Raw genomic sequence first — 15,670 nt, forward strand, 5'->3', positions numbered from 1 at the left:
GTTCACTCAAAACTGAATAAAAGACATTGAAATATTCAAATTCATATTTGGTTAAGTCCTCGATCGATTAGTATTCGTCAGCTGCACATGTCGCCACGCTTCCACCCCGAACCTATCTACCTCATCGTCTTTGAGGGATCTTACTTACTTGCGTAATGGGAAATCTCATCTTGAGGGGGGCTTCGTGCTTAGATGCTTTCAGCACTTATCCCGTCCACACATAGCTACCCAGCGATGCTCTTGGCAGAACAACTGGTACACCAGCGGTGTGTCCATCCCGGTCCTCTCGTACTAAGGACAGCTCCTCTCAAATTTCCTACGCCCACGACGGATAGGGACCGAACTGTCTCACGACGTTCTGAACCCAGCTCGCGTACCGCTTTAATGGGCGAACAGCCCAACCCTTGGGACCGACTACAGCCCCAGGATGCGATGAGCCGACATCGAGGTGCCAAACCTCCCCGTCGATGTGGACTCTTGGGGGAGATAAGCCTGTTATCCCCGGGGTAGCTTTTATCCGTTGAGCGATGGCCCTTCCATGCGGAACCACCGGATCACTAAGCCCGTCTTTCGACCCTGCTCGACTTGTAGGTCTCGCAGTCAAGCTCCCTTCTGCCTTTACACTCTTCGAATGATTTCCAACCATTCTGAGGGAACCTTTGGGCGCCTCCGTTACACTTTAGGAGGCGACCGCCCCAGTCAAACTACCCGCCTGACACTGTCTCCTACCCGGGTTACGGGTATGGGTTAGAATTTCAATACAACCAGGGCAGTATCCCACCGACGCCTCCTCCGAAGCTGGCGCTCCGGGCTCTAAGGCTCCTGCCTATCCTGTACAAGTTGCACCAAAATTCAATATCAAGCTATAGTAAAGCTCCACGGGGTCTTTCCGTCCTGTCGCGGGTAACCTGCATCTTCACAGGTACTATAATTTCACCGAGTCTCTCGTTGAGACAGTGCCCAGATCGTTACGCCTTTCGTGCGGGTCGGAACTTACCCGACAAGGAATTTCGCTACCTTAGGACCGTTATAGTTACGGCCGCCGTTTACTGGGGCTTCAATTCGCACCTTCGCTTGCGCTAAGCACTCCTCTTAACCTTCCAGCACCGGGCAGGCGTCAGCCCCTATACTTCACCTTACGGTTTTGCAGAGACCTGTGTTTTTGCTAAACAGTCGCCTGGGCCTATTCACTGCGGCTCTTCTAGGCTATACACCCAAAAGAGCACCCCTTCTCCCGAAGTTACGGGGTCATTTTGCCGAGTTCCTTAACGAGAGTTCTCTCGCTCACCTTAGGATTCTCTCCTCGACTACCTGTGTCGGTTTGCGGTACGGGCACCTATCACCTCGCTAGAGGCTTTTCTTGGCAGTGTGAAATCAGGAACTTCGGACTAAGTCCTCGCCATCACAGCTCAATGTTACAGAGTGCGGATTTGCCTACACTCACACCTCACTGCTTGGACATGCATAACCAACAGCATGCTTACCCTATCCTTCTGCGTCCCCCCATTGCTCAAACGGTGGTTTGGTGGTACAGGAATATCAACCTGTTGTCCATCGTCTACGCCTATCGGCCTCGACTTAGGTCCCGACTAACCCTGAGCGGACGAGCCTTCCTCAGGAAACCTTAGTCATACGGTGGATGGGATTCTCACCCATCTTTCGCTACTCATACCGGCATTCTCACTTCTAAGCGCTCCACCAGTCCTTCCGGTCTGACTTCAACGCCCTTAGAACGCTCTCCTACCACTGATACCATAGGTATCAATCCACAGCTTCGGTGATTTGTTTAGCCCCGATACATTTTCGGCGCAGCGTCACTCGACCAGTGAGCTATTACGCACTCTTTAAATGATGGCTGCTTCTAAGCCAACATCCTGGTTGTCTAAGCAACGCCACATCCTTTTCCACTTAACAAATACTTTGGGACCTTAGCTGGTGGTCTGGGCTGTTTCCCTCTTGACTACGGATCTTATCACTCGCAGTCTGACTCCCAAACATAAATCATTGGCATTCGGAGTTTGTCTGAATTCGGTAACCCGGGATGGGCCCCTAGTCCAAACAGTGCTCTACCTCCAAGATTCTAACGTTTGAGGCTAGCCCTAAAGCTATTTCGGAGAGAACCAGCTATCTCCAGGTTCGATTGGAATTTCTCCGCTACCCACACCTCATCCCCGCACTTTTCAACGTGCGTGGGTTCGGACCTCCAGTAAGTGTTACCTTACCTTCATCCTGGACATGGGTAGATCACCTGGTTTCGGGTCTACGACCACATACTCATTCGCCCTATTCAGACTCGCTTTCGCTGCGGCTCCGTCTTCTCAACTTAACCTTGCATGTAATCGTAACTCGCCGGTTCATTCTACAAAAGGCACGCCATCACCCATTAACGGGCTCTGACTACTTGTAGGCACGCGGTTTCAGGATCTATTTCACTCCCCTTCCGGGGTGCTTTTCACCTTTCCCTCACGGTACTGGTTCACTATCGGTCACTAGGTAGTATTTAGCCTTGGGAGATGGTCCTCCCAGATTCCGACGGAATTTCACGTGTTCCGCCGTACTCAGGATACACTCAAGAGAGAATGAACTTTTGACTACGGGGCTTTTACCCTATCCTGCGGACCTTTCCAGATCGCTTCGTCTAGCTCATTCCTTTGTAACTCTATGTAGAGTGTCCTACAACCCCAAGAGGCAAGCCTCTTGGTTTGGGCTATTCCCGTTTCGCTCGCCGCTACTCAGGGAATCGATTTTTCTTTCTCTTCCTCCAGGTACTTAGATGTTTCAGTTCCCTGGGTGTGCCACAGATACGCTATGTATTCACGTAAATGTACTGCTCCATTACGAACAGTGGGTTTCCCCATTCGGAAATCTCCGGATCAAAGCTCACTTACAGCTCCCCGAAGCATATCGGTGTTAGTGCCGTCCTTCTTCGGCTCCTAGTGCCAAGGCATTCACCGCGCGCCCTTATTAACTTAACCTAATTTGGTCCTCCGTGAAAACACGGACTTCCTATAGTAGTTAAAAATACTACGCAAAATATAATCACAAAAGTGATTACAAATTGAATTTCTTGAATTTGTTTCTTTCAATGTCTTTTTATCCAGTTTTCAAAGAACAAGTTTTCAAATGCTCATAAAAATGAACATTCAAAACTGAACTGCAAAACGTTAAGATACAGATAAAAATCTGTATTCCGATATTATCCTTAGAAAGGAGGTGATCCAGCCGCACCTTCCGATACGGCTACCTTGTTACGACTTCACCCCAATCATCTGTCCCACCTTCGGCGGCTGGCTCCCGTAAGGGTTACCCCACCGACTTCGGGTGTTACAAACTCTCGTGGTGTGACGGGCGGTGTGTACAAGGCCCGGGAACGTATTCACCGTGGCATGCTGATCCACGATTACTAGCGATTCCGGCTTCATGTAGGCGAGTTGCAGCCTACAATCCGAACTGAGAACGGTTTTATGGGATTAGCTCACCCTCGCGGGGTTGCGACCCTCTGTACCGTCCATTGTAGCACGTGTGTAGCCCAGGTCATAAGGGGCATGATGATTTGACGTCATCCCCACCTTCCTCCGGTTTATCACCGGCAGTCACCTTAGAGTGCCCAACTAAATGCTGGCAACTAAGATCAAGGGTTGCGCTCGTTGCGGGACTTAACCCAACATCTCACGACACGAGCTGACGACAACCATGCACCACCTGTCACCGCTGTCCCCGAAGGGAAAGATCTATCTCTAGAACGGTCAGCGGGATGTCAAGACCTGGTAAGGTTCTTCGCGTTGCTTCGAATTAAACCACATGCTCCACCGCTTGTGCGGGCCCCCGTCAATTCCTTTGAGTTTCAGTCTTGCGACCGTACTCCCCAGGCGGAGTGCTTAATGCGTTAGCTGCAGCACTAAGGGGCGGAAACCCCCTAACACTTAGCACTCATCGTTTACGGCGTGGACTACCAGGGTATCTAATCCTGTTTGCTCCCCACGCTTTCGCGCCTCAGCGTCAGTTACAGACCAGAAAGCCGCCTTCGCCACTGGTGTTCCTCCAAATCTCTACGCATTTCACCGCTACACTTGGAATTCCGCTTTCCTCTTCTGTACTCAAGTCCCCCAGTTTCCAATGACCTTCCACGGTTGAGCCGTGGGATTTCACATCAGACTTAAAGGACCGCCTGCGCGCGCTTTACGCCCAATAATTCCGGACAACGCTTGCCACCTACGTATTACCGCGGCTGCTGGCACGTAGTTAGCCGTGGCTTTCTAATGAGGTACCGTCAAGGTACGAGCAGTTACTCTCGTACTTGTTCTTCCCTCACAACAGAGTTTTACGATCCGAAAACCTTCTTCACTCACGCGGCATTGCTCCATCAGACTTTCGTCCATTGTGGAAGATTCCCTACTGCTGCCTCCCGTAGGAGTCTGGGCCGTGTCTCAGTCCCAGTGTGGCCGATCACCCTCTCAGGTCGGCTACGCATCGTCGCCTTGGTGAGCCGTTACCTCACCAACTAGCTAATGCGCCGCGGGCCCATCCTGTAGTGACAGCCGAAACCGTCTTTTAACATTTCCCCATGTGAGGAAATGGATTATTCGGTATTAGCCCCGGTTTCCCGGAGTTATCCCAATCTACAGGGCAGGTTGCCCACGTGTTACTCACCCGTCCGCCGCTAAATCAGAAGAAGCAAGCTTCTTCATCATTCGCTCGACTTGCATGTATTAGGCATGCCGCCAGCGTTCGTCCTGAGCCAGGATCAAACTCTCCATAATAGAGAACTTAAAAAGCTCATTTTGTTTTGCTGGCATCATCATTAAATGATGTCCAAATTGTTTTGCTATCGAACTAACCGAAGTTAGTCTTTCAAGCTGTATTTCTTAACGTTTTGCATGTTCAGTTTTCAATGTTCATGTTGTGTATGTTGTCGTTTTGTTTTTGCGACTTCTGTATCTTAACACCCTTTTCTAGACATCGTCAACACCTAAATTAATAAAAAGGTCTAAATAAATAATAACATTTTATTCAGACAAGTTCAACTCTTCACTAAGATTAATGATATACGCTATCTAATTGCCGTCGTTATTGGTTTTATGGCATTAGAAATTCATTATATAACTCTTTCTTTTCTTTAATTAAATACCCTTATTTTAATAGAATACAAAAAAGAGACCCTCTCAGGCCTCTTTCTTCTATTATAATCTTTAATTTATTTATAAAAATATAAAGTAACAAAGGAATACTACCCATAAACCGTACATAATAGGATGAACTTCTTTCATTCGTCCTGCAACGATCATTGTAATAGGATAGAATAAAAATCCAATTGCGATACCAGTTGCAATCGAGTAAGTTAGTGGCATGGCGATAATTACGAAGAATGCTGGTACTGCAGTTTCAAACTTAGTCCATTGAATATTTCCTAAAGAAGATACCATCAACACCCCAACAACAATTAATGCCGGTGCCGTAACATAGGAAGTAATTACACTTAACACTGGATAAAAGAATAATGATAACAGTAATAGTACCCCTGTCACTACTGCTGCAAAACCTGAACGTGCACCTGCTGCAACTCCAGCAGTAGATTCAACATATGAAGTAGTAGTGGAAGTACCAGCTACCGCACCTGCTGTTGTAGCGATTGCATCCGCTAAAAGCGCTTTTCCTGCACGTGGTAGTTTGCCATCTTTCATTAAACCTGCTTGGTTTGCTACAGAAATTAATGTACCTGCTGTATCAAAGAAGTTAACGAATAAGAAAGTAAGCACGACGATTAAAAATTGCGATGTTAGTAATGCAGAAGGATTATTAATAATTGGGTCAAGCGCTGCTCCAAAAGTTGGTGCCATGCTTGGGATTTTCCCTACAACTCCATGTGGAATAGGTACTAAACTAAATATCATCCCAACTATAGAAGTAATTAACATACCGTAGAAAATACCGCCTTTAATGCCTTTTACCATCATTATTAAAGTTATTAAAAGTCCAAAAATCGTTAATAAGATATTAGGGTCTGTTAAATCACCTAAACCAACTAATACATTATCATTTTTAACTATAATCTTTGCATTTTGTAGACCAACGAAAGTTATGAATAAACCAATACCTGCTCCAACAGCATATTTTAATTCGGTTGGAATGGCATTAATGATTGTTTCACGAATACCGGATAATGAAAGAAGTATGAAGATAACACCTGCAACAAAAACACCAGTTAAAGCTACTTGCCAAGGAATACCGAATTTCAATACAACCGTATAAGCAAAGAATGCATTAAGTCCCATACCCGGCGCTAATGCGATCGGATATTTCGCTAACACGCCCATCAAAATAGAACCAATAGCTGCTGCAATTGCGGTTGCTGTAAATACAGAGCCTTTATCCATATACATAAAATCAGGTAAACCCGGAACACTCTCTAAAGATAATGTCATTGGGTTTACTACTAGGATGTACGCCATCGCTAGGAAAGTAGTGAAACCACCGATAATTTCGCTACGGTAGTTCGTACCTAGTTCTTCAAATTGAAAATACTTTTTCATGTTATCCTCCATTTTTGTCCCTATAACGAAAGAAAAGCATACGACCAGTAAAACGGTCGTATGCTTAAATATCTCCAATAAGTGATAAAAAAATACTTTTCACTCATCGTAGTCGAATCATTTACGGTGATTCGGTAGAGACTTTTGGGCCTTATTCCCAACGTTATACGACGACATAATTAAATTATGTAAGTAATATAACACTGTTTTTTTTGAAAATCAATACTATTTCCGAACATTTTTTAGTTAAACGATGAAATAGTTCGCTTTTTTCTATTCCCACTCAATCGTTGCTGGTGGTTTACTCGTAATATCATACAGTACGCGGTTGATATGAGGTACTTCGTTTACAAGGCGGATACTTACTTTTTCTAGTACATCCCATGGGATACGTGCCCAGTCGGAAGTCATACCATCAATAGAAGTAACAGCGCGGATGCCAATTGCGTAATCATATGTGCGAGTGTCACCCATTACACCGACGCTACGGATATCAGGAAGCACAGTGAAGTATTGCCAAATATCACGATCTAAACCAGCTTTCGCGATTTCTTCACGGAGAATTGCGTCTGATTCACGAACGATTTCTAGTTTTTCTTCTGTAACTTCACCAAGTACACGAATACCTAAACCAGGTCCTGGGAAAGGTTGACGCCAAACAATCGCTTCATCCATACCAAGTTCTAAACCGAGTGCACGCACTTCGTCTTTAAATAATGTTTTTAAAGGTTCGATTAGCTTGAACTGCATGTCTTCCGGTAGTCCACCTACATTATGGTGGGATTTAATCGTTTGAGCAGTAGCAGTACCGGACTCAATAATATCTGTGTAAAGAGTACCTTGAGCTAAGAAATCCATCCCGTCTAGCTTAGACGCCTCTTCATCAAACACGTAAATGAATTCATTACCGATAATTTTACGTTTCTGTTCTGGATCAGAAACTCCAGCTAATTTATTCATAAAGCGCTCACGTGCATCAATTTTAATAACTTTCATGTTAAACCCTTCTGTGAAGGTCTTCATAACTTGTGCAACTTCGCCTTTTCGGTTTAAGTTATGATCAACAAACATACAAGTCAATTGGTCGCCAATAGCTTTGTGAATGAGAACAGCAACTACAGAAGAGTCTACTCCGCCACTAAGTGCACATAGTACTTTTTTGTCGCCAACTTGTTCGCGAATTTTTTGAATTTCCATTTCGATGAAGCTCTCCATTGTCCAATCACCCGTTGCATGACAAACGTCAAATACGAATTGACGTAGTAACTCGATTCCGTAAACAGAGTGTCTTACTTCTGGGTGGAATTGAACTGCGTAGAATTTCTTCGCTTCATTTGCCATTGCAGCTACTTCACATGAAGGACTAGTTGCAATAACTTCAAAGCCTTCTGGTGCAACTGTTACATGGTCTCCATGACTCATCCAAACAACTTGATCCGTTGGAAGTTGTCCAAATAAAGCAGTAGCATTTTTTATATTAATTTCCGCTTTTCCGTATTCTCTATGTGCAGCTTTTTCCACTTTCCCACCGAAATGTTGAGACATTAACTGCATTCCATAACATATCCCTAAAATAGGTACACCCATTTCATAAATTGCTGGGTCAATATGAAAAGCATTTTCATCATATACAGAATTGGGACCACCAGAGAAAATAATTCCAGTAGCATTCATTTTCTTTAAATCTTCTGCACTCACTGTATGAGGGTGTAGTTCGCTGTATACTCCAAATTCACGTATACGACGCGTGATCAATTGGTTATATTGGCTTCCGAAATCTAGAACGACAATTTTTTCTTGTTCTTTCAACAATGGAGTTAAAGACATTAGCATACACCTCTTCTTTTAAGTAATCCAAATTTGCATCTCTATACTAGATAAGATGAAAAAAAACGCGTCAGAAAGCTAATCCTCTCTTAACGCGTTAATGTTCTCTATATAAAAAGGTGAATGCAAATGTCAAAAAAAGACATGACTGCATTCACCTTCATAGTCAAGTTATTATCGGTAACTTGGTAGAGACATCCGAACCATATTATCGGACATATACGAGGCAATTTGGTCAATTTAATTTGACTTTAGTTTACAGGTTATCGAGCCCAAAATCAACCGCTGAGCTGATTGATTAAATTTTCCCAACTTTCCCTCATTTGTTGATAGTCTATAGCCTCTCGATTGCCTCCGTAGATTCCTTTTTCATAAACATTTGTTAGCTTTCTCATATGGTTACCACCAAAATCAATATCAATCTTTTTCGCATAAGCGGATAGAGTTTGTCCTTGTTCTTTTCCAAGCCCATATAATTTAAGCTGCTTCAATAACTGATGATACATTTTCTCAAACGTCTCCCAATCATCTTTTCGCATACGATAAACAGGGATTAACACTTTAGAAATCCACTTTCTTCTATATTGATACGCTATTAAACTAAAAATGAACACACCTACGAGCGTCCAAATAATCCCTACTTTTCGGTCGGACACCCATTTCGCTCCATCACTTAGCACTTTTGTAAATCCTTTAGAAACTTCAGTTCTTTCTGTCTTAGGTTGTTCCTTTAGAGGTTGCTTTTGCACTGGTGGAGCTGGAGTATCAGTATCGGATGCTCCCGTATTTAAGTCATATTCTAAGTTTGCACTGTTGGAAAAACCAATCGTAGGTTCAAAATACATCCAACCTACTTCTGGAAAATACGCTTCCACCCATGCGTGTGCGTCATTATTTGTCACTTTATAAACAGGAATATTATCCTCTTTTTGAACAATTTCTCCAGAAGCAAAACCTTTTACCCACCGTGAAGGTATGCCAAGGGTTCTGAGCATGACAACCATAGAAGTCGAGAAGTTATCACAATACCCTATTTTCGTTTCAAATAAAAACTGATCCACATAATCCGTATTTCCTTTTGGAACTGCTGCTAACATTTGATCATAACGATACCCATTTCTGCTAAAATATCGTTCAATCGATTTCGCTTTTTCATATAGGCTATCTTTGTTTTCTGTAATAGAAATCGCTAACTCACTTACTCTTGTAGGAAGTGTTTCCGGTAACTGTAAGTATCGGTCAAACTCACTGGTTAGTCCATCCAGACTTTCAATTGTAGTCCCCCGAAGTGCCTTTAAACTATAAATAGGCTCACTGTATGAAGGTTCATAATAATCAAGTGGTCTCGAAATTCCTCCAAAAAAAGTGGAGATTTTTTGATTTGTTTTATTCAAAGAAAGCACCACCGGTTCGGAATACACAGATTTTATTCCGTAAGGTTGCATAATAAAATCAAATTCTTTCGCCATTGTAATATTGGCAACAGCTTCCTTGTCCTCATTACCAGGTATTATATCCGAAGTGATAGGTTCTCCTACTTCATAACTAGTAATTTGGGGATCGATTGCTGATTGGATCCACCCTTTGGAAGTGTACGTATCTTTCGTTTCAATTTTCCAATATTGCTTTCTTGGAACGGTCGCATAAAATACTGGAGTGTCATCACTGAGAAAAGCTCCACCTAATTTTTCATCGTTCTCTCCATAACCAACTTTACTAATAAAATTTGCGCCACCTTCTTTACCTCCCGTTGCCGAAGGGCTAGTAGAAGTAAGAAACGGAACTGGATCTGGCCAACTAGGACCTGCTTTAGGCAAGGCATATGCGATAACTCCACTTACGGCAATTAAACCAAAAAGGCTGGCAACCATACCTAGTAAAAATCTCCCATTTATTTGTACTTTGTTTTCACTAATAACTCTTTGTGCAAATAACAAGCCACTGAGCATAAATCCAGCCACTAATACAATAACGATACTTTTCTCCCCATTGTAAGGACTAAAAGTATCTAAAATAGTAATAAATAAAACTGTTAATAAAAAGAACAGCATGACATTTTTTCTTACACGTATCCAGTAGTTCAATAAATAAGTAGTCATCCACAATAATATAAAAAACAATAAGGTACGAAATGCATCGGTCACCGCAAGCCAATCTTGGGATATTAACGCGTTTAAATTTTCCCATAACATATTCAATAAATAAAAAATAGGATCACTGGAGAAAAAAGATAAGTCAGTATAGAGATAAATAAGTACCGAACTAATAAATACGACTTTTATAGGAATGCCAATTCTCCAACTGACCTTCATAAAATAAAATAGAAAGGAAATTACTAAAAACCAACAAAATATTTTCAAATAATCTGTGTCCGTTAACTCAATGACTGGCTTGAGCCATTCTACCATTAAGATATAAACAAAAAAGTAAATGATGAAAGTTAAAAATGATTTTGGTGTTTCTTTTATCATGAGCGATTCACCTCCAAAAATGCTCGGGCAAACCGTTCTTTCGTAATAATTTGGATATTAATTCTCCTACTTGCGGCATATTGATGGAACGCAATTTCATCTCGAGTTAACTTCAGATCCTTCTGTTTTACAAGAAAACAAGTACATACACGCAAATTATTTGCCGTTTTTTGAATACTTTCTATCCATTCATATGAAAGATTACTAGTTATATATAATAGTGAGGTTGTTTGCGCAAGGGATGAATCATTTACTAATACTTGCTCTATTGGTTGCTTCAAATCTGCTTGTACCTTAGTTAAATGGTACAACACACGATGAAGTTGTTCCTCATTTTGTACCGTTGGGATATATAACCTTGTTTCGCCAATCGAAAGGAATGCACTGAGCGAATGATTTCGCACAATTGCTTGCATAATCGATGCTGTCAAGTCCACAATGTCCTCAAACAATGGAGAAGGACTACGATCCATTAATATAAACAAATCCTGCGATTGTCGATCTTCAAATTCTTTCGTCTTTAATGTTTGTGTTCGCGCAAATGATTTCCAATGAATCCAAGAAACACGGTCCCCAGGTTGATAAGCCCGTACCCCTGTTGCCATAGAGGTATCTTTCATCGTTTGAATTCTTGACGCAGTAGCCCCTTGGTCATACCTAGTTTCTATTGGTATATAAACCATTTCAGTCAAATTAGGAAACACTAAAATTGTTTTCTTATTCGGAATAAACGCTTCTTTCCATACCCAACCGAACAAATCACTCACGCGCATAATGACCCCTTCCAGTTCATGCTCACCGCGAGGAATATGTTCAATTTCATAAGTCCATTTAAATTCTTTTTTCCATCCCCAAAATGTTATTTGCTTCGACGTTGTTCGTAGTAAATTTTTACTGACCTTTTCTTCAAATGAAGTATACATAAGTGGAAAGCGATTGTTTCTCTTCACATGAATAGTCGCGGAAAACATACCGCCACTAAATACTTGGCGTGTTTCAATCGTTCTCTCCACTTCTAGCTTCGATATAGAATAAAAAAACAATAGGAACGAATAAGCAGACAGAGGAATAAGTAAGTAAAAAAGAAACCAGCTAACAAATCCTCCTTGAAACATTGCGTAGATAAAAGCAGAAACTAGAAGGAGTATTACACCAAGAACGCCTTTTAGATGCTTTAAACCTTTCATCATTGATTTACTTTCCTCTTTATCGGTACAGGGGTTCTTTTGACAATTCGAGAAAGGACTTCTTCCGTAGAAATGCCATCATATCGGGCTTCAGGTCTTAATATAATGCGATGACAAAATACAAAGGGTACCAAATATTGAATATCATCAGGAGTCACATAATCTCTACCGCGAAGCATAGCAAAGGCTTGAGAAGCTCTCATTAACGCAATAGATCCGCGGGGACTTACCCCTAGATAAATATATGTATCCTCTCTCGTTCGACTGGCAAGATCTACAATATACCCTTTCATCGTGTAATCCACCTTGACATCTTTTACTTTTTTCTGAAGACCAATTAGCTCTTCTAATGAAACAACTGCTTCTAACTCATCGATTGGCATTCTTTTTTCTAAACTATTTAGTATTTCTATTTCTTCACTTGGATGGGGATAACCCATTTTTAACTTCATTAAAAAACGGTCCAATTGTGCTTCAGGAAGTGGATATGTACCTTCATGCTCAATTGGATTTTGCGTGGCCATTACGAAAAATGGTTTAGGAATCGGCATTGTAATCCCGTCAATCGTAACAGACGCTTCTTCCATTCCTTCTAATAATGCAGATTGTGTTTTCGGTGAAGTACGATTTATCTCATCTGCAAGCACAATATTTCCTAAAATAGGACCTGGTCTAAACTCAAATTCCATTTCTTTTGGGTTATAAATAGAGACTCCCACCACATCAGATGGCAATAAATCTGGAGTAAATTGAATTCGTTTGAAATTAGCTCCTATCGACTTGGCAAGCGCACGAACCATCATTGTTTTTCCTACTCCTGGTACATCCTCTAATAGTACATGCCCATCTGCTAGCAAAGCGACTATCGCAAGCTCTGCAATATTTTTCTTCCCAATCATCACTTTTTCTATATTAGAAATAATGGATTGAATTTGTAATTGTTCAGTCATTTCATTTCCCCCAACATCTACTATTGATAGATTAGTTTGAAAATTAATACAATACATAATTAGCATACCGAAAGTTACAATATAATACAAATAGAAATGTGCCGGGTGTGGTTAAGTTCATAAGCACCCACTAACGCTATCCGCACCTAAGTCGACTCTATAAGCATCTAAAGTATGGCTATTAGCACCTTACGTCATTCTATAAGCATCTACACCGTACCTTAAGTCGACACTATACCGTATCTTATAAAAAAAAGTCGAGCCATCTCCTGAGAGACAACTCGACTTGATTATATTATTTCCAAAAGTTATCGAAAACAGTGATTGGCATATGTCGCTTGTGCATGGAGCGATTATAATAGCTTTCTATTTTCTCTTGGGCTTCTTCGGAAACGTCTTTGCCTTCCAAATAATCATCAATTTCCTCATACGTAACGCCTAGAGCGACTTCGTCAGGAAGTGCGGGTTTATTTTCTTCTAAATCTGCAGTTGGCACCTTCAAATATAAGTGTTCTGGGCAGCCTAGATGTTGAAGTAATTGCTTTCCTTGTCTTTTATTCAAACGGAAGATCGGCATTAAATCTGCGCCACCATCTCCGAATTTTGTATAAAATCCAGTAACTGCTTCCGCTGCATGATCCGTTCCTAACACAACGCCATTGAACATTGCTGCAATCGAATACTGCGCTTTCATACGTTCTCTTGCTTTTTCATTTCCTTTAGAAAAATCTGTTAGTGTAATTCCCGCATCTAGAAGTGCTCGTGCACTTGCATCAACTGCCTCTTTGATATTAATCGTAACTCTTTTGGATGGTTGCATAAAGTCTAGAGCATCTTGACGCTCCCCCTCATCAAATTGCACTCCATATGGTAAGCTCACTGCGATAAAGTCATACTTATCTGCTCCTGCTTCTTCGTTTAATTCATCGACCGCAAGTTGAGCAAGTTTCCCAACCAGGGTAGAGTCTTGTCCACCTGAAATGCCTAATACCATGCTTTTTAAAAACGAATTCTTTTTGAAATATGCCTTCATAAAGTCGATGCTTTTACGTATTTCTTCTTCTACATTAATGGTTGGCATTGCTTTAAGTGCCTCTATGATTTCTTGTTGCATTGTAGTCATTATTATTGACCTCCATTATGCGCAATAAGATTATGTTCCATTTCTTTTATTTCTTGAATATTACGCATTTTATTGTCCCAACATTTCTGACTTAAATCGACTGGGTATTCCTCTGGATTAAGTGAGCGTTTATACTCATCCCATAATAATCCTAAGTTCTCATGAGCATAGTTTCGCATTTCTTCTAGAGAAGGGTTCTTATAAATAATTTGCCCATTTTCAATTACTTTTACATGCAGATCTTTCGCTTCAAAATTGGTCACAAATTTCGATACAAATGTGTGGACAGGATGAAACATTTTTAAGCGTTTTTCATGTGTAGGATCTTCATCATACATCGTGATGTAGTCACCTTCTGCTTTGCCATTTTCCTTATCAATAATTCGGAATAGTTTCTTTTGTCCAGGAGTAGTCACTTTTTCCGTAGTAGAAGAAATTTTAATCGTATCTTCCATTACACCTGCTTCATTTTCAATGGAAACTAGTTTGTATACTGCTCCAAGTGCTGGTTGGTCATATGCTGTAATCAGTTTCGTACCAATTCCCCAGCTATCCACTTTTGCACCTTGTGCTTTCAAGTTTAAAATTGTATATTCATCTAAATCATTCGAAACGACGATTTTCGCATCTGTAAAACCAGCTTTATCTAGCATCTTTCTTGCTTCTTTTGAAAGGAAGGAAATATCCCCTGAGTCTAGTCGAATTCCTATAAAGTTTATCTTATCACCAAGCTCTTTAGCCACTTTGATAGCAGTAGGAACACCAGTTTTCAACGTATTATACGTATCCACTAAAAAGACGCAATCTCTATGACGTTTTGCATACGAATGAAATGCTTCATATTCACTTTTATATGCTTGTACAAGTGAATGTGCATGTGTGCCAGCAACTGGAATACCAAACATTTTACCCGCTCTAACGTTACTAGTAGCTTCGATTCCACCAATATATGCCGCACGGGTCCCCCAAACAGCTGCATCCATTTCATGCGCTCGTCTAGAACCGAACTCCATTGCGATTTCGTCTTTCACTACTTGTTTAATACGCGACCCTTTTGTAGCAATAAGTGTTTGGTAATTAACGATATTCAATAATGCGGTTTCTACGAGCTGTGCTTCAGCTAAAGTGGATTCAATTCTAATGATAGGCTCATTTGGAAACACTAGCTCTCCTTCCACCATAGAATACACATTGCCAGTAAAACGAAGTGTGCGTAAGTAATCGATAAAATCCTCTTTGTATCCAACATCATTATGTAAATATTCCAAATCACTTTCCGTAAAATGGAACTCTCTTAAGTAATCAAGACATCTTTCAAGTCCTGCAAAAATACCGTAACCATTTCCAAATGGAAGCTTACGGAAGAATAGTTCAAAAACCGCTTTTCTTTCATGCATATTATCAGCCCAATAAGCTTCGGCCATGTTAATTTGATATAAATCGGTATGTAAAGCTAAACTGTCGTCTGGATAATTTCTATTCATGAATATCCCCTTCTCCATAACTATTGCAATAAGTATACACTATTTACCCTTTTACTTGGTCATTTAAGCATCAAGAAACCAACCTTCAAAACGAAGGC

At 41.2% G+C, this 15,670-nt stretch carries 7 protein-coding genes, 2 rRNA genes and 2 riboswitches; all 9 genes read right to left on the minus strand.

Features of this window, described 5'->3' with window-relative positions; translation table 11 throughout:
- Window positions 1-47: 47 nt before the first annotated feature.
- Window positions 48-2,975: ribosomal RNA gene (locus tag ACEPXD_RS16175) — 23S ribosomal RNA — on the minus strand.
- A 231-nt stretch (window positions 2,976-3,206) separates the two neighbouring features.
- A 16S ribosomal RNA gene (locus ACEPXD_RS16180) occupies window positions 3,207-4,760 on the minus strand.
- The 16S and 23S rRNA genes sit together here, the layout of an rRNA operon.
- Before the next feature lie 438 nt (window positions 4,761-5,198).
- The gene (locus tag ACEPXD_RS16185; RefSeq protein ID WP_391117574.1) at window positions 5,199-6,530 is read right to left on the minus strand and encodes an NCS2 family permease; all 1,332 of its coding nucleotides are present in this window, start codon (window positions 6,528-6,530) and stop codon (window positions 5,199-5,201) included.
- A gap of 89 nt (window positions 6,531-6,619) precedes the next feature.
- A riboswitch (purine riboswitch) is annotated at window positions 6,620-6,721 on the minus strand.
- A gap of 82 nt (window positions 6,722-6,803) precedes the next feature.
- The gene (gene guaA, locus ACEPXD_RS16190; RefSeq protein ID WP_391117576.1) at window positions 6,804-8,357 is read right to left on the minus strand and encodes a glutamine-hydrolyzing GMP synthase; all 1,554 of its coding nucleotides are present in this window, start codon (window positions 8,355-8,357) and stop codon (window positions 6,804-6,806) included.
- Window positions 8,358-8,500: 143 nt separating this feature from the next.
- A riboswitch (purine riboswitch) is annotated at window positions 8,501-8,602 on the minus strand.
- 33 nt (window positions 8,603-8,635) lie between these two features.
- The gene (locus ACEPXD_RS16195; protein ID WP_391117578.1) at window positions 8,636-10,828 is read right to left on the minus strand and encodes a DUF3488 and DUF4129 domain-containing transglutaminase family protein; all 2,193 of its coding nucleotides are present in this window, start codon (window positions 10,826-10,828) and stop codon (window positions 8,636-8,638) included.
- Window positions 10,825-12,018 carry a DUF58 domain-containing protein gene (locus tag ACEPXD_RS16200; protein WP_391117580.1) on the minus strand — a complete coding sequence of 398 codons (1,194 nt, stop codon included), beginning with the start codon at window positions 12,016-12,018 and terminating at the stop codon, window positions 10,825-10,827. Before ACEPXD_RS16200 ends, ACEPXD_RS16195 begins: the two co-directional genes overlap by 4 nt.
- Window positions 12,015-12,965 carry an AAA family ATPase gene (locus ACEPXD_RS16205; protein WP_391117582.1) on the minus strand — a complete coding sequence of 317 codons (951 nt, stop codon included), beginning with the start codon at window positions 12,963-12,965 and terminating at the stop codon, window positions 12,015-12,017. The genes ACEPXD_RS16200 and ACEPXD_RS16205 overlap by 4 nt, the downstream gene beginning before the upstream one ends.
- Before the next feature lie 295 nt (window positions 12,966-13,260).
- Complete coding sequence (nadE, locus tag ACEPXD_RS16210) at window positions 13,261-14,088, minus strand: ammonia-dependent NAD(+) synthetase (RefSeq protein WP_391117584.1); 828 nt, start codon at window positions 14,086-14,088, stop codon at window positions 13,261-13,263.
- A 2-nt stretch (window positions 14,089-14,090) separates the two neighbouring features.
- Window positions 14,091-15,572, minus strand: coding sequence for a nicotinate phosphoribosyltransferase (locus tag ACEPXD_RS16215; RefSeq protein WP_391117586.1), 1,482 nt, complete (start codon window positions 15,570-15,572; stop codon window positions 14,091-14,093).
- Window positions 15,573-15,670 lie beyond the last annotated feature (98 nt).

Source organism: Psychrobacillus sp. L3 (genome assembly GCF_042945595.1).
Lineage (GTDB): Bacteria > Bacillota > Bacilli > Bacillales_A > Planococcaceae > Psychrobacillus.

Excerpts from the sequence above, each read along its gene's own strand:
- ACEPXD_RS16185 (WP_391117574.1), bottom strand. The coding sequence starts at position 6,530 with ATGAAAAAGTATTTTCAATTTGAAGAACTAGGTACGAACTACCGTAGC.
- guaA (WP_391117576.1), bottom strand. The coding sequence starts at position 8,357 with ATGTCTTTAACTCCATTGTTGAAAGAACAAGAAAAAATTGTCGTTCTA.
- ACEPXD_RS16195 (WP_391117578.1), bottom strand. The coding sequence starts at position 10,828 with ATGATAAAAGAAACACCAAAATCATTTTTAACTTTCATCATTTACTTT.
- ACEPXD_RS16200 (WP_391117580.1), bottom strand. The coding sequence starts at position 12,018 with ATGATGAAAGGTTTAAAGCATCTAAAAGGCGTTCTTGGTGTAATACTC.
- ACEPXD_RS16205 (WP_391117582.1), bottom strand. The coding sequence starts at position 12,965 with ATGACTGAACAATTACAAATTCAATCCATTATTTCTAATATAGAAAAA.
- nadE (WP_391117584.1), bottom strand. The coding sequence starts at position 14,088 with ATGACTACAATGCAACAAGAAATCATAGAGGCACTTAAAGCAATGCCA.
- ACEPXD_RS16215 (WP_391117586.1), bottom strand. The coding sequence starts at position 15,572 with ATGAATAGAAATTATCCAGACGACAGTTTAGCTTTACATACCGATTTA.